The sequence below is a fragment of the Pseudomonas savastanoi genome, assembly GCF_020917325.1.
GTDB classification, from domain to species: Bacteria; Pseudomonadota; Gammaproteobacteria; order Pseudomonadales; family Pseudomonadaceae; genus Aquipseudomonas; species Aquipseudomonas amygdali.
In genome coordinates, this window is the sequence record NZ_CP076652.1 from 2,388,959 (window position 1) to 2,413,594 (window position 24,636).

General features: G+C 57.5%; 22 protein-coding genes and 1 pseudogene. 13 read left to right on the plus strand and 10 right to left on the minus strand.

What is annotated here, in order from left to right; genetic code table 11:
- Positions 1 to 66 precede the first annotated feature (66 nt).
- Positions 67 to 285 (plus strand): winged helix-turn-helix transcriptional regulator, encoded by a 219-nt coding sequence (locus KP808_RS10380; protein WP_080394833.1) that lies wholly within the window; start codon positions 67 to 69, stop codon positions 283 to 285.
- 27 nt (positions 286 to 312) lie between these two features.
- On the opposite strand, the gene KP808_RS10385 is transcribed toward KP808_RS10380, so the two are convergent.
- The 3 genes from KP808_RS10385 to KP808_RS10395 all read right to left on the minus strand — a co-directional run bounded on the left by KP808_RS10385 (position 313) and on the right by KP808_RS10395 (position 4,718).
- The gene (locus tag KP808_RS10385; protein ID WP_122281705.1) at positions 313 to 1,041 is read right to left on the minus strand and encodes a DUF4198 domain-containing protein; all 729 of its coding nucleotides are present in this window, start codon (positions 1,039 to 1,041) and stop codon (positions 313 to 315) included.
- A gap of 38 nt (positions 1,042 to 1,079) precedes the next feature.
- On the minus strand, positions 1,080 to 3,191 hold the full coding sequence (locus KP808_RS10390) for a TonB-dependent siderophore receptor (RefSeq protein ID WP_219171362.1): 2,112 nt from the start codon (positions 3,189 to 3,191) through the stop codon (positions 1,080 to 1,082).
- A gap of 225 nt (positions 3,192 to 3,416) precedes the next feature.
- Positions 3,417 to 4,718 carry an Nramp family divalent metal transporter gene (locus tag KP808_RS10395; RefSeq protein ID WP_058400245.1) on the minus strand — a complete coding sequence of 434 codons (1,302 nt, stop codon included), beginning with the start codon at positions 4,716 to 4,718 and terminating at the stop codon, positions 3,417 to 3,419.
- A gap of 162 nt (positions 4,719 to 4,880) precedes the next feature.
- Between KP808_RS10395 and KP808_RS10400 the strand changes: the two genes are divergently transcribed.
- Positions 4,881 to 5,621: a carbon-nitrogen hydrolase family protein gene (locus KP808_RS10400; protein ID WP_122259767.1), complete on the plus strand. Its 741-nt coding sequence runs from the start codon at positions 4,881 to 4,883 to the stop codon at positions 5,619 to 5,621.
- A gap of 6 nt (positions 5,622 to 5,627) precedes the next feature.
- On the opposite strand, the gene KP808_RS10405 is transcribed toward KP808_RS10400, so the two are convergent.
- From KP808_RS10405 to KP808_RS10415, 3 genes are all read right to left on the minus strand, one after another.
- Positions 5,628 to 6,881, minus strand: coding sequence for an MFS transporter (locus KP808_RS10405; protein ID WP_058400247.1), 1,254 nt, complete (start codon positions 6,879 to 6,881; stop codon positions 5,628 to 5,630).
- Between the two features lie 106 nt (positions 6,882 to 6,987).
- On the minus strand, positions 6,988 to 7,170 hold the full coding sequence (locus KP808_RS10410; protein ID WP_004665593.1) for a DUF1289 domain-containing protein: 183 nt from the start codon (positions 7,168 to 7,170) through the stop codon (positions 6,988 to 6,990).
- Between the two features lies 1 nt (position 7,171).
- A complete protein-coding gene (locus KP808_RS10415) occupies positions 7,172 to 7,543 on the minus strand; it encodes a hypothetical protein (protein WP_016981345.1) in 372 nt (123 codons plus the stop codon).
- Positions 7,544 to 7,886: 343 nt separating this feature from the next.
- On the opposite strand from KP808_RS10415, the gene KP808_RS10420 reads away from it, so the two are divergent.
- From KP808_RS10420 to KP808_RS10450, 7 genes are all read left to right on the plus strand, one after another.
- Entirely contained in the window at positions 7,887 to 8,387 is a 501-nt protein-coding gene (locus KP808_RS10420) for an Hcp family type VI secretion system effector (RefSeq protein ID WP_058400249.1), read from the plus strand.
- 23 nt (positions 8,388 to 8,410) lie between these two features.
- On the plus strand, positions 8,411 to 8,929 hold the full coding sequence (locus KP808_RS10425; RefSeq protein WP_081023588.1) for a DUF2778 domain-containing protein: 519 nt from the start codon (positions 8,411 to 8,413) through the stop codon (positions 8,927 to 8,929).
- A gap of 25 nt (positions 8,930 to 8,954) precedes the next feature.
- Positions 8,955 to 9,224 carry a hypothetical protein gene (locus KP808_RS10430; protein ID WP_230018365.1) on the plus strand — a complete coding sequence of 90 codons (270 nt, stop codon included), beginning with the start codon at positions 8,955 to 8,957 and terminating at the stop codon, positions 9,222 to 9,224.
- Positions 9,225 to 9,346: 122 nt separating this feature from the next.
- Positions 9,347 to 10,438 carry an SMP-30/gluconolactonase/LRE family protein gene (locus tag KP808_RS10435; protein WP_005779725.1) on the plus strand — a complete coding sequence of 364 codons (1,092 nt, stop codon included), beginning with the start codon at positions 9,347 to 9,349 and terminating at the stop codon, positions 10,436 to 10,438.
- A gap of 110 nt (positions 10,439 to 10,548) precedes the next feature.
- Positions 10,549 to 11,385: a DUF1206 domain-containing protein gene (locus tag KP808_RS10440; protein WP_122259770.1), complete on the plus strand. Its 837-nt coding sequence runs from the start codon at positions 10,549 to 10,551 to the stop codon at positions 11,383 to 11,385.
- 199 nt (positions 11,386 to 11,584) lie between these two features.
- Positions 11,585 to 13,570: a methyl-accepting chemotaxis protein gene (locus KP808_RS10445; protein ID WP_122259771.1), complete on the plus strand. Its 1,986-nt coding sequence runs from the start codon at positions 11,585 to 11,587 to the stop codon at positions 13,568 to 13,570.
- 17 nt (positions 13,571 to 13,587) lie between these two features.
- Positions 13,588 to 14,508 (plus strand): substrate-binding domain-containing protein, encoded by a 921-nt coding sequence (locus tag KP808_RS10450; protein WP_058400255.1) that lies wholly within the window; start codon positions 13,588 to 13,590, stop codon positions 14,506 to 14,508.
- Between the two features lie 144 nt (positions 14,509 to 14,652).
- Here the strand turns inward: KP808_RS10450 and KP808_RS10455 are convergent, their stop codons facing one another.
- Positions 14,653 to 15,597: a DNA/RNA non-specific endonuclease gene (locus tag KP808_RS10455; RefSeq protein ID WP_219171366.1), complete on the minus strand. Its 945-nt coding sequence runs from the start codon at positions 15,595 to 15,597 to the stop codon at positions 14,653 to 14,655.
- Positions 15,598 to 15,807: 210 nt separating this feature from the next.
- Between KP808_RS10455 and KP808_RS10460 the strand changes: the two genes are divergently transcribed.
- The 3 genes from KP808_RS10460 (at position 15,808) to KP808_RS10470 (ending at position 19,802) form a co-directional block, all read left to right on the plus strand.
- On the plus strand, positions 15,808 to 17,421 hold the full coding sequence (locus KP808_RS10460) for a methyl-accepting chemotaxis protein (protein ID WP_230018367.1): 1,614 nt from the start codon (positions 15,808 to 15,810) through the stop codon (positions 17,419 to 17,421).
- A 165-nt stretch (positions 17,422 to 17,586) separates the two neighbouring features.
- The gene (locus tag KP808_RS10465; RefSeq protein WP_122258629.1) at positions 17,587 to 19,383 is read left to right on the plus strand and encodes a methyl-accepting chemotaxis protein; all 1,797 of its coding nucleotides are present in this window, start codon (positions 17,587 to 17,589) and stop codon (positions 19,381 to 19,383) included.
- Positions 19,384 to 19,490: 107 nt separating this feature from the next.
- On the plus strand, positions 19,491 to 19,802 hold the full coding sequence (locus KP808_RS10470; RefSeq protein WP_032609388.1) for a DUF6482 family protein: 312 nt from the start codon (positions 19,491 to 19,493) through the stop codon (positions 19,800 to 19,802).
- 6 nt (positions 19,803 to 19,808) lie between these two features.
- On the opposite strand, the gene KP808_RS10475 is transcribed toward KP808_RS10470, so the two are convergent.
- The 3 genes from KP808_RS10475 to KP808_RS10485 all read right to left on the minus strand — a co-directional run bounded on the left by KP808_RS10475 (position 19,809) and on the right by KP808_RS10485 (position 23,238).
- The gene (locus KP808_RS10475) at positions 19,809 to 20,210 is read right to left on the minus strand and encodes a RidA family protein (protein ID WP_003367150.1); all 402 of its coding nucleotides are present in this window, start codon (positions 20,208 to 20,210) and stop codon (positions 19,809 to 19,811) included.
- Positions 20,211 to 20,273: 63 nt separating this feature from the next.
- Positions 20,274 to 22,250, minus strand: coding sequence for a DNA topoisomerase III (locus KP808_RS10480; protein WP_058400259.1), 1,977 nt, complete (start codon positions 22,248 to 22,250; stop codon positions 20,274 to 20,276).
- 160 nt (positions 22,251 to 22,410) lie between these two features.
- Positions 22,411 to 23,238 carry an HDOD domain-containing protein gene (locus KP808_RS10485; protein ID WP_058400260.1) on the minus strand — a complete coding sequence of 276 codons (828 nt, stop codon included), beginning with the start codon at positions 23,236 to 23,238 and terminating at the stop codon, positions 22,411 to 22,413.
- A gap of 334 nt (positions 23,239 to 23,572) precedes the next feature.
- Between KP808_RS10485 and KP808_RS26125 the strand changes: the two are divergent.
- Positions 23,573 to 24,556: pseudogene (locus KP808_RS26125) on the plus strand (cache domain-containing protein); the annotation flags it as partial.
- Positions 24,557 to 24,636 lie beyond the last annotated feature (80 nt).

The following is a 24,636-nucleotide window of genomic DNA, read 5'->3' on the forward strand; positions in this document are numbered from 1 at the left end:
CGAGGTCACTCGTCTCTTTTGACGGGATTAAAAAGGCTCGTTTGTTAAGCAAGGGCACTATCGTTATTGCGCGTCGCTATATGGCCGCGGCGCTGTGAGGCTTCATCTCGCACGGTATCCCCAACCGCACCACCACGCGTTGACTATGAACTGACCAAACTCGGCCACTCATTGAAGCCGCAACTGGAGGTGCTTTTCTGCAAGGGCGAGCACGAGCAGGTACGCGCAAAGTTTGACCAGCAAGGTTCTTCGGCAACGTCGGCCGAAGATACCTTGCGTACCTGAATAGAAGCAATTTGCTACTGCGCGTCATCAGTCGTGATGCGCCTCACCGACAAACGTCAGCGAGGTAAACAAGCCGCGTTCGGCGATGTCGGCGTTGTCCTTGACGGGTAGCGTGACCTCGGCAGCGATGATATTCAGCCCTTCGTTGCGCACGATGACGCTGGCCAGGCCCTGGGCGTCGGTTTCGGCGCTGACGACATCCGGTGCGCTGCGGTAATCGCCGATCAGCTTGATACCGGCGGCGGGTTTGCCGTCGATCAGTACGCGTACCGGTAAGGGTTTGCCAACCCCGACTTTCAATGGATCAGCCTGTGGCACGATCACAAAATTCAGTTTGCTGAACGAGGGTAGGTGCGCGTCTTCTGCGTAGATTGCCACGCTATATTTGAAGGTATGAATCGAGTCGGTGCCATTGGGCACTTTGCTACGGCCTTCGTTGATCCACTTTTTCTCGGCGTTGCGTGTCCACATGCCGTTATCCAGCGCCACCGTCATCACGGCGGGCGGCTTGAGCGGCACCAGTCGCGCGTGATCCTCAAGGCGTTGTACCGTCACCGGGATCATTTTGCCCTGCTGGTCATACGCCCATGCGCCGCTGACTTTTTGCGCTTTGAACGCGTTGTCTTCCGCGCCATGACCGTAGACCACCTCGATATTGCCGCGCCGCTGTTCGGTCCACAGGCCGTGTGCGTTCACTTGACTGGCGAACAATGCGCCGAGCAGGCCCAGGGCCACGAAAGGTTTTGTTGACAGCATGGTGCATCCTTATTGTTGTGAAGCGAGGGTTACAGGAGTCAGAGGCCGAGTGTCAGGCTGACCGTAAAGTTACGCGGTTCGCCGGGCGCGACCCAGTAATTGCTGTAGGAGCGCTCGTAGTATTTTTCATCGAAAATGTTGTTGAGGTTCAAGCCCACTGTCACGTTCTCGCTGGCTTTATAGTGAGCCAGCAGGTCTACAGTCTGGTAAGCCGGCAGCTCGAAGTCGGTGCCGGACTGGCCGGAACGATCGCCGACGTAGGTATATGCCGCGCCCACGTCCGAACCGCGCAATACGCCTTCCTGAAATTCATAGACGCTCAACAGGCTGCCACTGTGTTTGGCGACCCCGAGGATGCGACTGCCTGCCGGGATGGTCCGGTCGCCCTTGGTGACTTCGGCATCAATGTAGGCGAATGCTCCGATGATCCGCACCGCGTCAGTGATTTGTCCGGTGAATTGCATGTCGAAACCCTGGCTGCGAGCCTTGCCCACGGCGCGATTGGTGTCGGTGCCCGGGTCCAGGGCCAGAACGTTTTCCTTTTCTATGTGGAAGGCGGCGAGGGTGGTGCTCAGGCGGTTGTCGAACAGTTCGCTCTTGATCCCGGCCTCATAACCGATGCCTTCTTCCGGGTCGAAGGTTTTGCCGGCGGCGTCCAGACCATTGTTCGGCTTGAACGAGGTGGATGCGTTGGCGAACAGGCCAACCTGCGGTGTGAGCTGATAAAGCAGCCCGGCGCGCTGGGTGAAAGCGTCGTGACGCTGACCGGAGGTAGCATTCGTGGTGAAGTCATCGACCTGCTGATCGAAGTGCTCGTAGCGCGCGCCGATCATTCCGCGCAGCTTGTCGGTAAAGACAATCTGGTCCTGCAGGTTCAGCGCACGGCTTTCAATGTGCTCGTAGAAATCAGTGCCGGAACGCGCTCCATTGGGTTTCGGCTGGCCATACACCGGGTTGTAGATGTCGATGGCGTATGGGCTGCCTGCAATGGTAGTCACCCGCTCGTTCTTGCGGTAATTCTCGTATTCGGTGCCGATCAGCACTTCGTGCTCCAGACCGATCGCGTCGAAATGACCGCGCAATTCCAGCTGGGTGATGCTGTCGTGCCAGTTGTTGTCGCGTTCGCGGTAACGACGGTTGACGGTGCGGCCGTCGGCATTCAATGGGCGCGCCTCGCTGGCAAACCCTGACATTTCGCCTTGCTTGTAGTGGCTGGCCAGGCGCAGCGACCACACATCACTGAGTTGATGGTCGAGGGCAAACTGAACCATGTTGTTGTCATTGTCGATGTCGTCATCCGGTTCACCGAGGAAGGTCGAACGGGACACGCCACTCCATTTATTGTTGGGTGCGACCACGCCCCGGTCAAAAGTCGATTTGTGCCGCACGAACTCGGTTTCCACCAACAGACTGGTGTCGGGGTTCAACTGCCAACTGAATGAGGGGGCGACGAAGACCCGCTTGCTTTCGACATGGTCACGAAAGCTGTTGTTGTCTTCGACGGCCAGATTGACACGCGACAGCAGCCTGCCTTCCTCATCCAGCGGTGTGTTGACGTCCAGTGCGGTGCGATAGCGATCCCAGCTACCTGCGCTGGTCTGCAGGGTGGTGAAGGCTTCACGCTGGGGTTTTTTAGTGACAATGTTGACCGTCCCGCCAGGGTCGCCACGGCCATACAGACTGGCGGCGGGACCTTTAAGCACTTCGATACGCTCGATGTTGGCGGCATCCGGTGTGGCAGGATAGCCGCGGTTGGCGCTGAAGCCGTCCTTGTAGAATTCGGAGGTAGTGAAGCCGCGGATGCTGTATTCGTAGAGCGTCAGGCCACCGAAGTTGTTTTGCTTCGACACGCCCCCGGCAAACTCAAGCGCGCGCTCGACACTGTTACTGCCCAGATCCTTGAGCACCGAAGCGGGCACTACGCTGATCGACTGCGGGATGTCCTGAATGGCGGTATCGGTTTTGGTGGCGGTGGCCGAACGGGTAGCGCGATAGCCCTGAACCGGGCTGGTGGCCGTCTCGTACTGATAGTCGGAGGTTACGTTAACGCTCTCCAGTTCAATGGTTTGCGGATGTTCCTCCGCATAGCCGGTATTGCCAAAAACCCCGATTGCCAAGCCTGCCAGAGACGCGATTCTACGAGACGACATGTGAGACTTCCTGATGATAATAGATACAATATAACATCTCCGTTGAGAATTATTTCTGTTTGTTTTTGGCAGGATGCGACAGTTGTATCCATCAGCAGGAGCCTGACGCGTGAGGGTAGGGTTTGAGGCAGGGGGAAGATTCAATCACTGAAACCGAGTCCATTTCCATGGACGGAAATGGACTCGCGGACGGTTTATTCAGCGCACATGCAGCGTTCTATCTGCTCAGGCAAGCAACTCTGTCCCCAGCTGAAACGCCACCCACAAGGCCAGTCCGGTCGCAAAGGTCAGCGCAATGTTCTCGAACCAGTTGTTGCGGTATTCCTTGCTCAACAGCGACTTCTGATTGGACATGATCAGCAGCCCCAGCGAGATGACCGGCAGGCCCACGATATTCAGTGCGTTGACGCCCAGCGTCAGGGTCACGAAGTCCGGCATGCCGGGCAGCGACCAGATCAGCGGGGTGACCAGGATGAACAGCATGAACCATTTGTGCATCGGGTCGTTGTGGAACACTTTGCCGTAGCGTTCGCGGCGCTTCGGGCGAATGTGCTGGAAGGCATCGGTGATCAGCATCGGGAAGGCGGTGGTCTTGCCGGAAATACTGGCAAACAGCGTGGCGAACACGCCGATGAAGAAGATGTACCAGCCCAGCGGGCCGAAGAATATCTCCAGCGCCTTGCCCAGATCAGCCAGCGTATTCACCTGAATACCGTTGGGCCGGAGAATTTCGACGCCTACAACCCAGATGGCCAGGTTGATGATAATGCCGACGATCACGGCGAACAGCAGGTCGTTGCGCTGAATGCGTTTGTGCTCGGGGCCGGTCCAGCCTTTTTCACGCATCACGTAAGGGTGGACGAAGTTGGCGATAGAGCCTGCTACGGCACCGATCACCGAGACAGCCACCAGCAGCGCCCCGTGCACGCCTTCATCGGGTGGAATGCTGAAACCGATAGTGCCCTTGATGATGCCGCTGACATCCGGACCGGACATGATCGCCAGGGTAAGAAACGCCAGGGTCATGATTGCCAGCAACACCTTCATGACGCCTTCGATCATCGTGTAGATATTGCGTCCCACCAGCAGCCATACAGCGATCACTACCGCAACCGAGCAGAGCAACGGCTGATTGATGTGCAGCAACATGGCAAGCGCTTCACCGGCACCCTTGATCATGTAAGCGTTGATCAGATGGCCCATCAACAACGCATAGCCCAGCATGAACCAGGCAAACAGCGGATGCAGTTGCGCATAGCCCTGCAGGATGGTCATGCCCTGGTTATTGCAGAGCTGGAAGCGGGCAATGATGTTGACGATCAGGAACCTGAGCAACAGCGAAATCGCCAGCACCCACATCATGGCGTAGCCATAACTGGCACCTGCCACCGACGATGTGATCAGATCACCCGCGCCCAGCCAGGACAGCACCGCGATAATGCCGGGGCCCAGCAGTTTGGCGAGTTTTTTGAGGCGAGGTTCGCTGGCGGGTATAGCTGTTTCTTTGAGAGACGGGGTATGAGGCATGCGTTGAATCTCCGTTTTTATTGTAATGAGATGTCATTCACTGCCAGACAAGATAAGACGTCGTACAACGCTGGTGGTGGTTGAAAATGTAACCAGGTGTGAACCGGGCAGCGCATGTTAGATAATGTTCCCCTCGTCACCACTGCGTTCTCAGGAGAGTCCATGAAGTTTCCGATACTCGCTGTTGCTCAGTTCTGCTCTGCAAGGGGAGATATCGAACAGAACCTCGCCGGACACCTCGCTTTCATGCAACGCGCGGCTGACCTTGGGGCCAGTTACCTGCTGTTTCCCGAGCTCTCATTGACAGGCTATGAACCCGATCTGGCCCGAGAGCTGGCGGTGCATGCGGACGACCCCCGTCTTGAGCCGATTAAGGCGTTGGCCATGAAGCTGCGCCTGGTGACCACCATTGGCGTACCGCTCAGAGGAGCAAATGACAGCATCCTGATCGGCGCGCTGACCTTCACCGCCGACGGCGACGTCATTACCTATGCCAAACAATACCTGCATCCCGGTGAGGACAAAGCGTTCAGTGCTGGAGACAAGGACTGCTATCTGTCCATTGATCGGCAACGGATTGGCCTGTGCGTGTGTGCTGATTTCACTCAGCTTGCGCATGTGCAGCGTATGGCGGAAGGTGGCGCCTGGGTGTATGCAGCGAGCGTGCTTATTTCGCCAGGTGGCTATGCACAGGATGCAGAGCTGCTCGCGGGGCATGCCCGACGTCATAACCTACCAGTGCTGGTGGCTAATCACGGTGCACCGACTGGCGGCTGGGAGTCGGCAGGCCGCAGCGGTCTATGGGACGGGGCAGGGCGCTGGATAGGCGGGATGCAGGGCGCAGGAAGCGGGCTGGTTATTGTGACCTGCCAGCGCGAAGGCTGGCAGGTTCGGGTGGCGTAAACAGATTTATGTGCTCACCGCGTGGTCAGGTTTGAGTTCAGGTTCATTATTCGAACGTGAAAGTGTCTCCGGTACGGCCACCAGCAACAGACAAAACGCCGCCGCCGCCACACCCGCGAGGGTCAGGAACGCAGCGCTGTAGCCCGCTGCATGTACCACGAAACCGGCCAGGCCGTTGCTCAGCGCCGCGCCCAGTCCAAACAGAGTGGACAGCGCCCCGAGGCTTACATTGAAACGTCCGCTGCCTTGAGTGAGGTCCTTGACCATCAATGGAAACAGCGCACCGAACAGGCCGGCACCGATGCCGTCGAGCATCTGCACCGCCACCAGCCAGTACGGGTCGTCTGACAGGGTGTAAAGCACACCACGAATCGGCAGAATCAGAAAGCCTGCCAGCAGCAGCGGCTTGCGACCCCAGTCATCCGCTTTCATACCCACCAGCAGCGCAGCTGGCACCATGACCAGTTGGGCTGCAACGATGCACGCCGAGGTCAGCGGCGTTGCCATCTGCATATTGATTTGCGAAAGCTTCTGACTGACCAGTGGCAACATGGCTGCGTTGGCCAGATGGAACAGTGCGCAACAGATACCGAAAAGCAGCAGCGGCTTGTTGCTCAGTAACGTAGCAAGTCCGGAAGGCTGAGCACCGTGAGAGTCGTGGTTCGCATCGAAACCCCGGGCGACGTCGTGGTCAATGGCATCCGCAGAAACGAAGCTGATCGCGATAACACTCGCCAGAGCCATCGCTGCCATCAGATAGAACACTGCAATAGGCCCGAAGAGGTAGGCAAAGCCGCCCGCTAACAGAGCTGCGCAGGCGTTACCTGCATGGTTGAATGTTTCATTGCGCCCGGTGCGGCGGGTAAAGGCCTTCGGCCCGGTTATGCCCAGAGAGATTGCGGCGATGGCCGGTGCGAACACCGAGGACGCGATGCTGCTCAGCGCCTGGGTCAGGGCGACGACCGAGAAGGACGAAGTGAAAGGCAGAATCAGGCAACTCAGGGTCACCAGCAGTGCCGCTACGCCAATCATGGCGCGCTTGTAAGGCGTACGGTCGATAAGCGCGCCAGCAGGGGTTTGGGTCAGCAGCCCGGCAATACCTGCGATGGTCATCACCACGCCTATGCTGGCCGGGTCCCATTTATGCACGGCCAGTAGATAGATCGCCAGGTAAGGCCCCAAGCCGTCACGCACATCGGCGAGGAAGAAATTCAGGCTATCCAGTGAAAGGGTGTTGCGGCGATCTGCATGACTGGCCAAGAGCGGAATTCCCGTAATTCGTCAGACTCCAGGTAGCCGAGTCACGGGTAATACTGACCGGGGCCGTTTTAAAGAAGTTTCCGCACCGAAGATGAAATTTTCGGTTTCACACGTTCTTTTTCTGCAGGCTTTTCATGCGCTGTGTGGCACGTTGCACGGCGGCCATCTTTTCCGGACGTTTCATGCGTTTCCACTTGCGGATATCGTCCTTGGTACGCCCGCAGCTCACGCACAGATCGCCGCTGAGCTGGCACACGGAAATGCACGGGTTTTCAATGTCTTTTGCCATATCAACTCCGCCTGGCGTATTTGCGCTTGATACGCTGCTGCCAGTCGCCACCGTTCTCGCGCAGGCACTGCTCTTCGCAGTCGACATGCACATGAGCAGCTGCATTCGACAGGCTAACCTGTGCATCGTCAAGTGCCTCTACCGTGAGACCGATCATCCGCTCCACCAGCCCGCGCGCCAGCGCAGCGTTCTTGTCGGCCAGCGTGTCGAACACCCATACCACCTGCAAGCTGGCAGGGAAGGCTGCGTAATCAACTTCGTGAGTCAGCCAGCAGAAGCCGGGCATTTCGGTTTTGGCTGTTTCGCAGGCGTGTGTCAGCGCTGTAACAAGCTGGCGCTCAGTGCGGGCCTGCTCGCGTTTGCTTGAGGGCATCTGGTGTGCTCGGGCAGTAAAAGGGATAGCTGCGTACGATACCTGAATTGTCGGCAGCTTCGCAGTACCGAGCAATCATGATTTTTTTGGATACCGTGCTGACAGGTAACTTAACCAGTTCGAATGCGGCACGCAAAAAAATCGATGTTTGTATTTAAACTTTTTTTGACGACCATTCCTTCATCATCTTCAGATAAAGGTGATGGTTTTGGCGAGTATGCTCATGTAATCTTTTACTTGATGCATAAATACTTGCGACTCTGACGCGGTTAATAAGTAGCTTTCAAAATCACAAGACTCAGTTGGTAAAGGGTTTTCTTCGTTTTAAATAGGGGTTTTTACTATGGCGTTTGACGCTTATATGCAGATTGAGGGTATTTCGGGCGAATCTCTTGATGCGGTATTTAAAGATTGGATCGAGCTTTCTGATTTCGATGTTGGTGCCAGCCAGTCAGCGTCAGCGACTGCAACAAGTGCCGGCGGTGCAAGCAGTGGTCGAGCCAGTATGAGCGATTTTTTCTTTCGTAAGGCTGTGGACAAGTCTACACCTAAGCTTCATGAGGCCTGCTGTAGTGGAAAGCATTTTAAAGAGGTTACTATTGCTGTAAATCGTGCGGGGTCGGAAAAAATAAAATACCTAGAGATTAAACTTGAAGAGGTTATACTTTCGTCGGTATCTCTCAATGGTAATGGTTCGGTAGATAATGGTTTTCCAACCGAAACTATACGCCTTAATTATGGGCGAATAAAAATGCTTTATACTCAGCAAAAGCGCTCCGACGGTCAAGGTGGCGGGCAAGTTGTTGGCGGATGGGATGGTATAAAAAATAAGGTTTACGCTTAATTTTGGCAAAGGACGGGCGTCGCATGTCTGGAAATACCAATAATCCTAATATTGCATACTGCAGTTTTTCTTTAAATGGTGAGCCTGTAAGCAATTTGCGTTGCGGGCAAGCTACCTATGAAGCTTTCTCGGGTATGGGCGTCCCTTTTGTCAACAGTCCGAAGTATCAATCTGTGGAGGGAAAGGGTGCAATTCCAGTTGGTCGATATTTTATTGTTGATAGGCAAAGTGGGGGTAGTCTTGGTTGGATTAAAGAGCCTATACAGGACTTTTTAGCTGGTACAGATAGGGGGGAGTGGTTTGGTCTTTACAGAGATGATGGAGAGGTTGATGATCAGACAACCATTGATAACATAAGACGAGGCGCGTTTAGGCTTCACCCCGTTGGGCCGCGTGGTATAAGCCAAGGCTGTATCACTCTTAACTCTCAGATTGGATTCGATGAGCTTAAAAATTTTCTTCGCAGTCAGCACGGCGAAATTCTTCCGGGGACGAATCTGAAGTACTATGGCGTAATAGATGTGTCTGCTTTTAGCGAATAGTGAAGATATCTCAATGAAAAAAATAATGAAGCTCATCACAAAGTGCACGCTAATTTTAGTGTTGGCTGCGCTGCTCACTAAATGGCTTGTCGCGCTAGGCCTGATGGGCTGGCTGCTTCAAACTGAAACAGGCCTCGATATGTATGTTTCGGCTGCAAGTGCTTTGGGTATAATCGGCGGAGAAGATGGAGAGTTCATGCTTCTTGTCATAATGGTATTGGTGATGTTGGTGCCGTCAACATTTATTGTACGGGGTGCGGCTAAAACTCTTCGTCGATTCAGGTCAGTAAGGTGATAAACGCAGGGCATGGGAATTGGAGGTTTACCAGAGCCCCGTCGTGACTGAAGATATCTTGTAGGATGCCTTGCGGCTGCAAGGCCGGCGCCGTTCCAAAAATAACAACAAGGAGACGCACCATGGATTTCTCACCCCTAACCACCACCGCAGACCAAAGCCGCAGAGGCTTCCTGAAACAATCACTGGCTGTTTCGGCAACGGTTGCCGCCATTGGCGCATTGCCGCGTCTTTCCAGCGCTCAGCCGTTGACCCAGCGCTACCCCGACCCATTGGTCAGTGTTCTGGATGACAGCTTTACCCAAATACGAATATTCAATGCCAGCGTCGAGAAGCTGGCCAGCGGCATGCGCTGGGCCGAAGGGCCGGTGTGGATTGGAGACGGTCGCTACTTGCTGGTCAGCGATATCGCCAACAATCGGATCATGCGCTGGGACGAGGTAACGGGTCAGCTGTCGGTGTACCGCGAGCATTCAAACTTTTCCAATGGCATGTGCCGCGATCGCCAGGGCAGGCTGCTGGTCTGTGAGGGGTCGAGCACCACCACCGAAGGACGGCGGGTGACGCGTACCGAGTACAACGGGCGTATCACCGTGCTGGCCGACAGCTTCGAGGGCAAGCCTTTCAATTCGCCCAACGACATCGCCTGCAAACGCGATGGGTCTATCTGGTTCACCGATCCTACCTTCCAGGCCGAAAGCAACTACGAAGGTCAAAAGGTCAAGCAGGAGCAACCCTTCGGCGTCTATCGCATAGACCCGTCAAACGGCAAGGTTTCCAGGGTCATCGATGATCTGGCAGGCCCGAATGGTTTGTGCTTCTCGCCGGACGAGAAAACCTTGTATGTGGTCGAAGGGCGCGCCAAACCCCACGGCCTCATCTGGGCGATAGCGGTCAACGAAGACGGCACGCTGGGCGAGCGGCGCAAACACATCGAAGGTCTCGACTACGCCGCCATCGACGGCATCAAATGCGACGAAAGCGGCAACTTGTGGTGCGGCTGGGGAGGTAACGGTGATCCAAAGGCGGATATGGAGAAACTCGACGGCGTGCGAGTGTTCAACCCTCAAGGCAAGGCCATCGGCCATATCAGCTTGCCGGAGCGCTGCGCCAATGTCTGCTTCGGCGGGCGAGAGGGCAATCGGCTGTTCATGGCCAGCAGCCATTCACTTTACTCGGTGTTCGTGAATACGCGAGGCGCCACGTTTGCCTGAAGGGTCATGAGCCCACTGACGGCGTGCAATGTGCGCACGCCGTCAATCGGGTCGAACCCCTGTGAACATGTCGGGTCTGTTCCTGTAATTACTCTCAGGGATAGTTATTTATGTCGGCGCAACGCGGCCTTGTTCTACTTGCACGAGGCGGTTATGCCGCCCGTGGTGTTGTTTATCTGATTATTGGTCTGTTCGCGGTATTGGCGGCGCAGGGATCTTCGCAGCCTGCCGATAGCCACAGCAGTCTTGAAGCCTTGTTGAGCCAGCCGTTCGGCAGTGTGCTGGTCGGGCTGGTGATTGTTGGCCTGCTGGCGTTCGCTGCATGGCGTGTGCTGCAGGCTACGCGTGACGTGGATCATCATGGCCGCGAACTCAAGGGGCTGGTGATTCGTGGCGGTCTTCTGGTGGGCGGCTTTACTTACGGGGCATTGGCGTTTTTCGCGCTGGGCCTGCTGGTCAGCGGGCTCAAGAGCTCCGGTGGCTCATCGGGTGGTGGTCAGGCGAAGGACCTGTTGGCAACGCTTCTGTCCTGGGATCACTCCAACCTGCTGGTCTACGTCGTGGCACTGGTGCCCCTGGCGCTGGGCATTGTGCATATCATCAAGGGCTACAAGGCTTCCTTCGTGAAGTATTTCGAGGCTGATGAAGACGTCATGAAATATGTGCGTCCGGTGTCGCGCTTCGGGCTGATCGCGCGCGGCGTGGCGTTTATCGAAATTGCGGTGTTACTGGCCGTAAGCGGTTCTAGCTATCAGGCCATGCACCCGCCGGGCATGAAGGATGCGCTCAACGGTTTGCAGGATCTGCCTGCCGGTGGTCTGGTGCTGCTGATCGTGGCGCTGGGTCTGATCGCGTTTTCGGTGTACAGCTTCGCCCAGGCCGCATGGCGCAGGATCAACATGGATGTGCCTGATGCACCGGAGGCGGTAGCGCGTCATTTCCGCTGATCTCCATGCGGGTAGTCAAAGGGCTGCGTGATCTTTCAGGTCAGGCGGCCCTTTTTTCGATAAAGATAATGTGAACCATGCCTCAAGTCGCCTTCTGCCCGGCCGACATTCTCTCTTGAGCTCCGATCATTTTCCGGACTGACGTTCTCTACGCAGGCCCGGATCAGATTCGGCGCAATAAAAATAAAAGAGGATAGCCATGACCATTCTTCAGCGAGTGATCGGTGGGTTTGCCGTGCTGGTTGTGCTGCTGCTCGCCATGGCAGGTATCAGCTACCAAAGCACCCATTCCATAAGCGACCGGATCAGCATCATTACCGGGCAGTCGGCACCCTTGAGCAGGGCGGCGAGCGAGCTTTACGTACATGTGCTGCGCGCCAATCAGGCACTGCTCGGGATTCTGGTCAGCACTGACCCCAAGCAGATTGACGATGGCAAGCAGCCCTTCAACGACAGCATGGCCCGGTTCAATCAGTTGCTGGACAGCACGCCTGCCTATATCGGCGACCGCGCTGAACTGCGCGACAACCTGAATCAGCAGCGTCAGTTGAGCGCTGCTTATGCCGAACAGGCGCAGACCCTGATTGCCAGTCATCGACAGCACGTTTTGCAGTCACTCCAGAGCCGGGTATTGCAGGGCTACAGCAGCAGCCAGGGCGCACAGCTGACCGGTTATCTTCGTGATTACATTGCCCGCGAGCGCAGTGCAGGGGCTGCGGATAATGTGGCAGCAGGTGAAAAGCTGCTGCTGGAAGTCGGCAAATCCTACGAAGGGCTGGCGGCTCATGCGGCGACGCCGGATATCCAGACCTTGCAGCGTGTGCTCAACCTGCAGGATGAGGTAATCAGCACTCGGGCGCGCGAACTGACTGCAGTAGATCCACGCGGCGGTCGTATTGCTGGTGTGATGGTCAACCGCCTGCTTAACGACCTCACCGGCAGTGATGGCGTTTATCAGGCCTACAGGCAGGAAGCGGCGCTCGCCGAGCAGGTCGGCAAACAGCGCCAGGCTGCGGAAACCCGTCTTCAGGCAACACTGGACAAGATCGGCGAGTTCGGCAATCAGTCACTGGCGGTGGCTAATGAGGCCAAGGCGGGTGCAGATTCGACCATCGCCACCGGCCTCAGCCTGCTGCTGATCGCTTGCCTGCTGGCGGTAATCGCAGCGGCAGTCATCGGTACCTGGGTCGCCTTCAGCCTTCGGCGTCCATTGGCAGCGTTTCGCGAGGTGCTCAAGACCCTCACCAGCGGCGACATGCGGGTGCGTTTCGATGTCAGCCGTCGCGACGAGTTCGGCGAGCTGGGCGGTTACCTCAATGAATTCACCCAGTCGTTGCAACAGACGTTTCGTCAGTTGATCGGCTCTGCCGACACCCTGGCGTTGACTGCCAGTCAGAACGCGCAGATCAGTGAACAGACCACCCGCGTAGTCGACGAGCAGAAAGACCGTCTCAATTCTGCCGCGTCTGCCATGAATGAAATGGAAAGCACCGTGGAAGAAGTGGCCCGTCGTGCTCAGGACACGCGTGGCGCGGTGGACAGCACCAGCGAACTGACCAGCAAGGTGCAGAAGCGCGTGGCTGAAACCATCGTCAACATTCGTCAGCAGGCTGAACAGGTCAACAAGGCGTCTGCGGTCACCGACGAGCTGCAGAAATACGGGCAAAACATTGACGGTATTGTCGATGCCATTCGTACCATTGCCGAGCAGACCAACTTGCTGGCGCTCAACGCGGCCATCGAAGCGGCACGCGCGGGCGAACAGGGCAGGGGCTTTGCGGTGGTGGCCGATGAAGTACGTTCGCTGGCCAGCCGCACCCAGACCTCGACCAGCGAGATTCAGGAAATGATCGGCCAGATGCAGAGCAAGATCCACTCGGCTGTGCAGGTGATGAACGAAAGCCAGATCCAGTCCAATCACTGCGTGACGCTGGCTTCCGGTGCCGACCAGTTACTGGTGGAAATGGGCGAGGCGGTGGACACGATTCGCGACATGAACATCCAGATCGCAGCTGCCACCGAGCAGCAAAGCGCTACGGTGCAGGAAACCAGTCGCATGGTCACGCACATCAACGATTCTGCCCAGCAGGCCGCCGACGGTGCCGAACAGTCTGCGAGCAGCAGTCAGGACCTGTCGAAAATGGCCAGGGATCAGCGCGAGCTGCTCCATCATTTCAGCGTTTGATGCCCGGGAGTCAGAACATGAAACAGTGGTTATCGATTTCCCTGAGTGCGAGCCTGCTGGTCGCCGGCCTGACACAGGCTGCCACGCCATTGATCGGTGTGGGCATGGCCAAGTACAACGACAATTTCCAGACCATTCTGCGCCACGGGGTGGAAAAGCAGGTGGCGCTGCTGGATGCCGACATCTTCATGGAGAACGGCCAGGACGACGTGGAGTTGCAGATGCGTCAATTCCGCAATCTGGTCAATTCGAAAGTCGACGCCATCGTTGTCGCGATGGTGAACGGCAAAAGCGCAGCGGAAATGATGCGTCTGGCCAATGAGGCCAAGGTTCCGCTGGTGTTCGTCAACCGCAATCCCGAACCTGCCAAATGGCCGGCGCTGACGGCATTTGTCGGCTCTGACGAGCTGGAGTCCGGCACCTTGCAAATGGAAGAGCTGGCCCGTCGTGCCGGTTACAAGGGCAATGTGGTGATTCTGGTGGGCGACCCGAGTAACAAGTCGTCGGTCATGCGCACCGAGGACGTGGAAAAGGTGGTCGCCAAGTACCCGAACATGAAGGTCGTGCAGAAGAAAATCGGCAACTGGGAGCGCAGCCAGGCCGCGACAATCGTGATTGACTGGGTCAAGCAGGGTGTGGACTTCTCTATCGTCGCGGCCAACAACGACGAAATGGCGATCGGTGCGATCATGGGGCTGGAAAAGGCCGGTAAGAATGCCAGGGATTATCTGGTGGGCGGCATCGACGGCACCCCGGACGGCTTGAAGCTGATGGCCGAGGGCAAGATGGCCGTCAGCGTGTTTCAGGACGCGGTCGGGCAGGCCAACGGCGCAGTGGATGCCGCGATGCGCATGGCGCGCGGCGAAACACTGGCATCTCCGGTCATTTGGGTACCCTTCAAACTCATCACTCCGGAGAATCGCCAGCAGTTCGAGTGAGGCCGCGGCTTGGACTGACTGTCGCTCCAGTGATCCGCACGCGGAGCGCTCAGCGTTGGACACATTTTCCAATCAGCCCGGAAGCTGTCACGCCTTCCGGGCACTGGCCCACTCCAGGGTATCTCAGGGCTTGTCTATAAAGCGCTAGACCCGAATATCCTGCGGCCCGCGAATCTGTGCTTCGATGCGTGTGCCGGTCAGGCGCTCTTCGTTGGAGAAACCGTCGTAGCTGGCCAGGTCGCCGAAGCTGATGCCAGTGAGTTTTTCGATCTGCAGGACGCTGCGCTGCCAGGTTCTGAGTGGACCGAATACGATCTCCAGCTTACCCAGCTCGCTGCTCTGGTCGATCATGTAGGCACTGGCCGAAGGTTTGCCGTCGTCGCCAAGAAACGCCACGACCTTCCAGAATGCCGAAGGGATCTTGACGTTGCGGTAGCTGCGGTCGTCTTCGCGCAGTACCGGCCCGCTGAAAACGGTTACCCGGGATTTCCAGCGTCGTGTGTTCTCAAGGATGTAGTCCTCAAGTTCCAGCCAGGTCTTCTGATTGAAGGCGGCCATCTGCGGTGAGCAGTTGGTGAAGTGAAAGGTATCGCTGTTGGCCGTTTCGGCTTCCTTGCCCCAATTAGGGTCCTGACGCCTGACCAGATGACCGCGATCCAGCAGATTGTCGGCGTACAGGCTTTCGCCGATCTGCGCCTCGGCAGGCAGCCTGCCATCAAAGGACCACGAATCCTTGCCACGCTTGACCTCGACGCTGCTGGCACCGTCGATATTGACACCGACATACAGGGCCAGACGCCGACTGCGCGACATGGTGATTGAAAAGTGGGTGTAATCGAGGCGATTGCCGGCGTTGTCCAGCGGATAGACATCCGGTGCCAGCTCCGCGTCGGTCGAAGGCCATGGCACGACGAATTCACCGAGAAAATTCTCGACATACCCCTTGCGCTTCTGCAATTCGCTCGCCGGTGTGGTGCGTGGCGATGCAACAGGCTGCGGTGCAAGCAGTTCGGCCGATGGGAGCAGTGGCTTGAGGTCGGCGAGACGTGGTCGGTAGGCGAGATCGATAGCGGGCTTTTTGTCAGGCACTTGGTTGGCTCCTGCGGTGGGCGTGAGTTCATTACAGTTCACCATAGCCGCGTTACAGGTCGACGTCAGGCCGGGTAATCGATCGTTCGCGGGCACTCATACGGTAAAAAACTGTAAACGGGTTCAAGTTACGGGTAACAGGCGTCGATAAGCTCTGAATAAGAGCACTCCGCAGTTCATGTTATTTCACTGATCGCAGGGGACATCAGGATGTCGATAAAGCTACGTCTATTGTTGTTGATTGGCACTAGCGTGCTGACGGTTCTGATCATCAGCCTGGTCAACTATGTGGGCAATACCCGCACGGAGACGGCGATGATCGACAGCGAGGTCAGCATGACCGCGCTCAGCAATCATCTGGAAGCCGACATGATGCACGATGCGCTGCGTGCCGATGTGCTGTCGGCGATGCTGGTCGGCCTGGGCAAAAGCAACAGCACGCGTGAAGAGGTGCAGAAGTCCCTTGATGAACATGCTGCACATTTTCGCGCTGTGCTGAACGATAACCTCAAACTTCCCATCACCGAAGCGATCAAGGCGGAGCTGAACAGGATCAAGCCGAGCCTCGATACCTATATTGCCAGTGGCGAGCGTATTGTCGGTCTGGCTCTGGATAATCCGGAGCGAGCGCAACAGGAACTGGGCACGTTCACCAGCGCCTTCACGCAACTGGAAGAGCAGATGTCCAGTCTCAGCGACCTGATCGAGGGGAATTTCAAGGCAAGCGGCGAAGGTGCCCGTCAGGCAATCCGCAGCGCCAACATCGCTCTGGTTGTGGTGCTGGTGGCCAGTATCCTGCTGCTTCTGGTTCAGGGCCGCTGGGTAACCCGCAGCATCATGATTCCTCTTGCCTCTGCCAGCCGCATTGCCGACAGCATTGCTCACGGCAATCTCAGTGAACCAATCGCCGAGCCCCGTGGCCGTGATGAGGCCAGCATGCTGATTCGCAGTCTGGCGGTCATGCAGCGCGACCTGCGCGGGATGATCGAAGTGGTGCGCAGCAACGCGCATGGCGTCAGCGGTATGAGCCGCCAGCTCAGCAGTGGCTGCCATGAAGTGGCCGACAGCAGTCGGCAGCAGAGCTCGGCAGCGGGCACCATGTCGGCAGCGACCAGCGAGATGACGGCGAGCATCGAAGAAATCACCCGGCATGCCGGGCACGCACTGGAGATGGCAAATCAGGCTGAAACACTGGCGAAAAATGGTGGCCGGGTTATTCATCAGGTGGTCAGTGACATGGACAGCATTGCCCGCTCGGCGCAGCTGTCGGCGCAGGTTATCCGTACGCTGGACAAGGACTCGGAAGGAATTTTCAATATTATTCAGGTGATCAAGGGCATTGCCGATCAGACCAACCTGCTGGCGCTTAACGCAGCCATTGAAGCTGCACGCGCTGGCGAGCAGGGTCGAGGTTTTGCCGTAGTTGCCGACGAAGTTCGCAATCTGGCGGGGCGCACCAGCACCTCGACCCAGGAAATCACCGCGATGGTCGCTCGTATTCAGCAAAGTACCCGCGAGGCGGTGACCAGCATGGAAGCAGGCGTTGCCCAGGTCGACAAGGGCATGGCCGTCACCGCCGAAGTGCAACGCTCGATCAGCGAGATACTGGAGGCCACGTTGAGCACCACACAGCTGGTCAACGACATCACTCGCACCATCGGTGAACAGAGCCTGGCCAGTAACGAAATCGCTCACCAGGTGGAGATGATTGCCAGCATGTCCGAGGGCAACAGCCGGGTCATCGGGCAGACCGCCAGCACCACCGATGAACTCTCGGCAATGGCCGGGCAGCTTTCACAATCGGTGGATCGTTTCCGTCTTTGATATCAAATAGCCCCAACCTGCAGTACTCTCCGGCGCATTCGACCCTCGGTCGAGTCGCGCAGGGCTCATCACAGGCCTGTATTGGCCGGTTCAGCCCTTGAATCTTCGGTACCGACAAGCGTTAATTTTCGTGGATGAATCACTTTCCACCCCAGGAGCAGCGACATGCAGACGTTAAAGGCCTTATACGAGTCAGTTGAAAAGCAGTTTTTCAACACGCTGACCAAGAAGCTATCAAGCCTTTTCCTGCTGGTCCTGGTCAGCGCCTTGCTGTATTGGGTGGCGCTGAACATTCGTTCCGACATCATGCTGCAATTGCGCGGCACGCAAACGGACCCTGCCGCGCTGGGCGTGATCCAGAGTCAGCTCGATCTGCTGAGCAACGCAATTCTGCTGAGCACCCTGTTCACGCTGGTCATGGTCAGCTTCATGGTGTGGTATTTCCGCCACCTGATCGTGCGTCCGGTGATGTCCATGACTCGCGCGCTCGAAGAGGTCGCCAGTGGCGAAGGTGATCTATCAAGGGATCTGCCGCTGCTCACACATGATGAAATTCGCGGGCTGGCCAGTACCTGCAATCTCTTTCTGGCCAAACAGCGCGAGATCATCAGTAGCATTCAGGGGCTGACTGTGCAGATCGCCGTCGAATCGGCACGCTCGCTGAAGAACATCAGTGACTCCAGCGACAGCGCGACCGATCAGGCACGCTTCGCCAGAGAAGTGATGGACCAGAGCAATATGGCAGTGGGCAGCATCGAGGATGTTTCGCAGCAGACCCAGGGTATTTCCAGCACCACTGCGCAGAATCTGAGCATGGCACGCGACTCTTACGCCGAACTGCTTGAGGTGACCGGCAATATCAGCCAGATATCCACCAGTCTCAACGAGTTCGGTGGGCTGGTCTCCGGCCTGAATGAGCGTTCATCAAGCATCAAGTCGATTGTCGGGCTGATTCAGCAGATTTCTTCGCAAACCAACCTGCTGGCGCTCAATGCGGCCATCGAAGCGGCTAGGGCGGGGGAGAGTGGTCGAGGTTTTGCGGTGGTGGCCGACGAGGTGCGCACGCTGGCGCAAAACGTCAGCAAAGCCACTGACGACATCTCGCGCAACATCGACGCGATGCTTCAGGAGGTCAGCTCCACCCACGAACAGACCATTCAGATCAGCCACAGCGCCCGCGAAACCCAACTGGTCGTAGAGCGCGCATCCGGCCATTTCGAGAGCATGATCGGTGATTTCGAGTCGACCAACGACAAGCTCGCCGACATCGCTGCACACATTCAGCAGTTCGCCTCTACCAACACGGGGATCAATGAACGGGTAACGCGGATCTATTCCGATAGCCAGGCCATCGATCAGCGCATGCAGCACTCCGCAACGGCTACTCGGGATCTGTCCAGTGTGGCTGAGCAAGTGCAGGCGCTGCTGGGGCGTTTCGTGCTGGGGCATGGCGAGTTGGACGCTGCCATTACTCGCGCGAGTCAGTGCCGGGACATCCTGCAGGTGCGGCTGGCCGAGCTGCACAAACAGGGCGTCAATCTGTTCGATCAGAGCTACAATCTGATTCCCGGCACCGACCCCAAGCAGTACATGACCGGTTACACAGAACGTTTCGCACAAGTCTGCCAGGAAGAGTGCGACAAGCTGACCAAGGGCACCCGGGGTGGCAAGGTCACCTTTATCGTGGATAACAAAGGTTACTGCCCGGTCAACAACAGCTGGGTGTCACTGAAACCGACCGGCGACCGTGCCGTCGACTTGCCGGTGTGCCGCAACAAACGCATGTTCTCCGACCCGATAGGCTTGCGTGCAGCGGGCAACCAGCAACGTTTTCTGTTGCAGACCTACCTGCGTGATACCGGCGAGATCATGACCGAAATCGATGTGCCGTTCTTTTTCGAGGGGCGCCACTGGGGCAACTTGCGGATGGGCTTCGACGCAGCGCTGTTGCTGGGCAAGTGAAGGCAGCGTTATTGTTGCACCGATAAGGCCTGCAACACGACTGAACGTTCGCGCCGGTAAAAGCTCCACTTCTACAAGGCGCTGATTTTCAGAACGCCACTGGAGGTGTGACTTTGAACATTCAAGACCTGACCAAACATGTAAAGGATCAAACGGTTCGTGAACTCGATCTGATCTCCATGGAAGGCGGTTCCTACGTGCTGCACGCAAAGCTCGAGGGCAAGTCTGTGCCAGTAGAAGATTCGAGCGGAAAAACCCTGCACGTTGCTTCGGTGGAAGAGGCGCGCAAGGTGCTGTCTTCGGTCTCTGACGTAAAACTGTTCATGACCCAGGCCGTGGCGCATGACGAAATGGTCGGTCTGGACGATGTTCAGGCACAAACTTCGCGGCACGAGATACCCCTGCGCTCGAGTCTGTGATGTCGATCAGGCGTTGTTGCGCCTGATCGCAACGCACTTGATTTCGAGCAGCAACCCGGGGTGCGCCAGTTCGGCAACGCCGATGCAGGTCCAGGCGCACTGGCCACGCGGGAATATGCGGTTTTTTACTTCACGAAAGACCGCCATGTGTTCGCTCATGGCGACATGGTAAGTCGTCATGTCGACTATATCCTCGAAGGTGCAACCGCCCTCGGCGAGCACCGTACGCAGATTCTCCCAGCAGGCGATGAACTGCGCCTCCGGGTTGAGGATGACTTCCATATCCCGCGTACGCCCCACCTGGCCCGCGCAGTACAGGGTATCCCCAACCCTGACCGCAGGTGCATAGCCTGCACGGTCCATGATCGACTGCATGGTGGACGGAATGATGAGCTCTCGGTCTGACATGTTGTAACACCTGTTCGTAACGCTTGAATGTGCAATGGCTGATCTGGTTATCGCTGTTCCGGCCTACGCCTTGGCGGCCGGTCTGGCAGCGCGCCGCGGCTTTTTCGCCGCAGTATCCGCCGTGGCGGTGGAGGTCTTGGCGGCGCGTTTAGTGGTCTTGCGTTTTTTCTTCCAGGGCGGCGCAACGCCTGCCGGGCTGGCCGGGCCGCTGATGCTCATGCGCATGCCGACGCAACGGCTGACCTGTTTGCTCATCCACGCTGCCTGTTTGGCGACGAACTCTTCAAGGCTCATTTCGCCGCTTTGTACCATGTCCAGTGCCTGCTCCCAGATCGCTGTAGTGCCGGGGTCGGCGATGGCGCGGGGAACGGCGTCTATCAGGCTGAACGCTGCGGGCGCTGCGCAGAGTGCCTTGCCCAGTTTGGTCAGATAGCCACGATCCAGCAGGCCTTGAATGATCCCGGCGCGGGTGGCTTCGGTACCGATGCCGGTCGTGTCCTTGAGCTTTTGCTTGAGCAGTGGGTCTTCCACCAGTTTGGCGACGTTTTTCATCGCCTTGATCAGATCGCCTTCGGTGAACGGTTTGGGCGGTTGGGTCCAGAGGTCCTTGAGGATGACCTCAGCGACGGCGCACTCGCAGCCTTGAAACAATGCCGGCAACGGCTGCGGCGCAGGCGCTTCGCGACCCTTGGCCGGTGCCAGTGCCTCGGGCATGGCACGTTTCCAGCCTGGCTCGACAATTTGTTTGCCGACCGCCCGCAGCGCATGGCCTGCGCAGTCGAAGTCGGCCTGGGTACGGTCGTATTCGTGGTTGGGCAGGAACTGCGCCAGATAGCGCGCCCTGATCAGGGTGTACACCGCTCGCGGCTTGCCGGTCAGACGCTCGACGCCGCGCACGGCAGCAGTGGGAATGATGCCGTGGTGGGCTGTCACTTTGCCGTCATTCCAGGCCCGCGACCGGCGTTGCGGGTCAAGGTGCGGCGACAGGCTGGCCAGCGTCGCGTCTGCCTTGCACAGCGCTGCGATGATACCCGCGGCTTCGCCATGCTGACTGTTCGGCAGGTAACCGCAATCGCTGCGCGGGTACGTGATGACCTTGTGGGTTTCATACAGCGACTGAGCTATATCAAGGGTTTCCTGCGCCCCGAGCCCGAGCTTTTTCGAGCAGATTTCCTGCAGGGTGCCCAGATCGAAAGGCAGTGGGGCAACTTCGCGAATCCGCTCGGTGCGCAGCTTGACCAGCCGTGCGCTGGCCGCACTGCGCATCGCTTGGGCAGCCTGTTGCGCCAGCGGTTGATTCAGGCAGCGGTCCTGATCGTCGCAGGCGTCGGACGGTGCGCGCCATTGGGCGATAAAAGCCTGGTTGTCGTGCAACAGCCTGACGTCGATGGCCCAGTAGGGTGCCGGTACGAAGTTGGCGATGCTGCGATCACGGTCCACCACCAGCCGCAGGGTCGGGGTTTGTACTCGTCCGACTGGCAATACGCCCTGATAACCCGACTGGCGACCCAGCAGGGTGAACAGGCGGCTCATGTTCATGCCGATCAGCCAGTCGGCACGGGATCGACCCAGCGCCGAGTGATACAGGCTGAACGTATCGGCACCGGGTTTGAGCGCTGCCAGCGCCTTGCGGATGGAGGCGTCATCGAGTGCCGACAGCCACAAACGCTGAATCGGCCCGCGATAGCGACAGTGTTCGACCAGCTCGCGGGCGATCATCTCGCCTTCGCGGTCGGCGTCAGTGGCAATCACCAGCTCTTGAGCTTCGCCCAGCAATCGCTTGACTGCCTTGAACTGGCTGGCAGTTCTCGGCTTGACGAGCATCTTCCACTTTTCCGGAATGATGGGCAGGTCTTCCAGCACCCAGCGTTTGTAACGCGCATCGTAGGCGTCGGGCGGAGCGGTTTCCAGCAGGTGGCCGATGCACCAGGTCACGGTGGCATTGGCACCCACCCAGCAGCCGTCGCCACGCCGGGTCGCGCCGAGCGCAGCCGCAATGTCTTTGGCCTGGGAGGGTTTTTCGCAAAGAAACAGCCGCATGACTACCGTCGTCGATTACCGGTACAAGGGCTGCAAGGATGAACGTTGAATACGCTGCGGGCAAGTTTTATCTGTATGGATATACAGATAAATGGAGCAGGTCATGGAGTGAAGTGTTCACCCCATGACCGCTTTTTCAGCCTGCGAAGAGTGTGTCGGCTCAGCTCAGCAGGTCGGAGAACGCCTTGTCGGCTTCAAGCACCGCTGGCAGCCCGGCAAACAGTGCGTCCAGATCGACTCCCTCCATCAATGGCCCGCCGCAAGCCTGCTGCGCTTGCGGGGTTGCGCCGCCATGGGCTTCCAGTGCATCGGAGATGGTGATGGCCTGAGCGACAATCTTTGGCAGCGGTGCGTCGGCCGGAGCCTTCAGCGGTGTGGCCTGATAGGCGATAGCCTGTTTGATCAGCTCTGGCAGATGCCAGCGACTGGCCAGTTCTGCGCCTACTTCCGGGTAGCTGAAACCCAGTTGCAGGGTTTCGTTGGCTGCACGCCCCGGCGTACCGGCCTTGGCTGCGTTGTTCAGGCGCTCTGCAACGTCGGGCGCGCCGGTCTGGATCAGCAGTTCGCCGATGTTATGCATGACCCCGCAGGTAAAGGCGATTTCAGGGTCGACGCCCGTTTGTTTCGCCAGCATTCGGCAGATCCCTGCAACCTGAAAGCTTTTGAGCCAGAACCCTTTGAGGTCAAAACTCGGCCCGGCTTTGAACGCGCCGGTCACTGCCGAGGCCATTACCAGGGTGCGCAGGGTGTTGAAACCCAGGCGCATCGCCGCGTCTTCGATACTGGAGGATTCTCGCGAGCCGCGAAACCGCGCCGAGTTGGCAAGGCGCAGCACCTTGGCAGCAATCACCGGGTCTTTCTCGATGTTTCGCGCAATGCTTTCCAGGTTCGAGGAAGGGTTGTCAAATTGCAGCATCAGATCCTGAGCCACCTTGGGAATGCTCGGGAGACTGTGCAAATCGTCAAAAAGTTTTTCGATACTCAGCATGGCAAGACCATCCTCTGCACGGCGGGGATGATTCAACCATAGCCAGTTTTTCCGGCTCTGCACGTTTCACCGCCGATTGTGGGAGACAGGTCTCAGCACGCTTCGAAAAAAATAATCAAGGACTCGTCCATCTCGGCCGATATGGCGATACAAGCGTCTCTGTAAGGTTTCGGTGCTCGAACCTGCCTGATGATCGACACCGCAGGCGTTTGTGTATCGACTCCGGTTGCTGAAGGGCCTGTAGGTTGTAACGTGAAATAGACGGCACTGTTGTGAAGTTTGATTGGCGATTCAGAGATCGTCCTTATTGGTTTTTTGCCGTGGAAGTAACCGTATGAAAAGTCTGGGTTTCAGCAAAAAAATTCTTCTCGCCGCCGCATTGATTGTGGTCGTGGCGTTCAGTGTGTTCATTGTCATCAATGACTATCGACAACGTCAGTCGCTCAAATCCAGCGTCAGGTCCGAGCTGCAACAACTGGGTACGCTCACCACGCAGAACATCCAGACCTGGCTGGAAAGCCGCATGCAATTGCTGCAATCGATGTCGCAGCAAATCGCCGCGGATGGCAAGGAGCTGCCACAGTTGCAGCGCGCCATCGGCCTGCCTGCCTACAGCGAAAGTTTTCAGTTGAGCTACTTTGGCAGCACCGATGGCGTGATGTTCTCGGTGCCGTCGGCCAATCGCCCTGCTGACTACGATCCGCGTGCGCGTGGCTGGTACAAGGCGGCACAGAATGCGCCCGGCACCATTGTGACCGAACCCTACATAGCGGCATCTTCCGGCAAGCTGGTCATGACCATGGCCACACCGGTCAAGTTTCAGAATCAGTTCGTGGGTGTGGCCGGTGCTGATATCGCTCTGGACAACGTCACCAAGATCATCAACTCGCTGAACTTTGATGGCCATGGTTACGCGTTTCTGGTCAGTGCCGACGGCAAGATTCTGGTGCATCCGGACAGCAAGCTGGTGCTCAAGAACATCAATGAAGCGTACCCGGTCAATACGCCGAAAATTGCCACTGGTGTAACGGAAATCGACTCCGGTAAAAAGCCGGAGATCATTTCCTTCACGCCCGTTCAAGGTGTCTCGACGGCCAACTGGTACGTGGCGCTGGTACTGGAGCAGGATTCCGCCTACGCCATGTTGACCGAGTTCCGTACCTCGGCCATCACCGCGATGGTGGTTGTGGTGATGGTGATCATCCTGCTGCTGGGCTTGTTGATCCGGGTGCTGATGCAACCCTTGCATCAGATGGGCCGAGCGATGCGTGATATTGCCGATGGCGAGGGCGATCTGACCAAGCGTCTGGCCATCACATCGCAAGACGAATTCGGCGCACTGGCTGAGTCCTTCAACCATTTTGTCGAACGTATCCATACCTCGATCCGCGAAGTGGC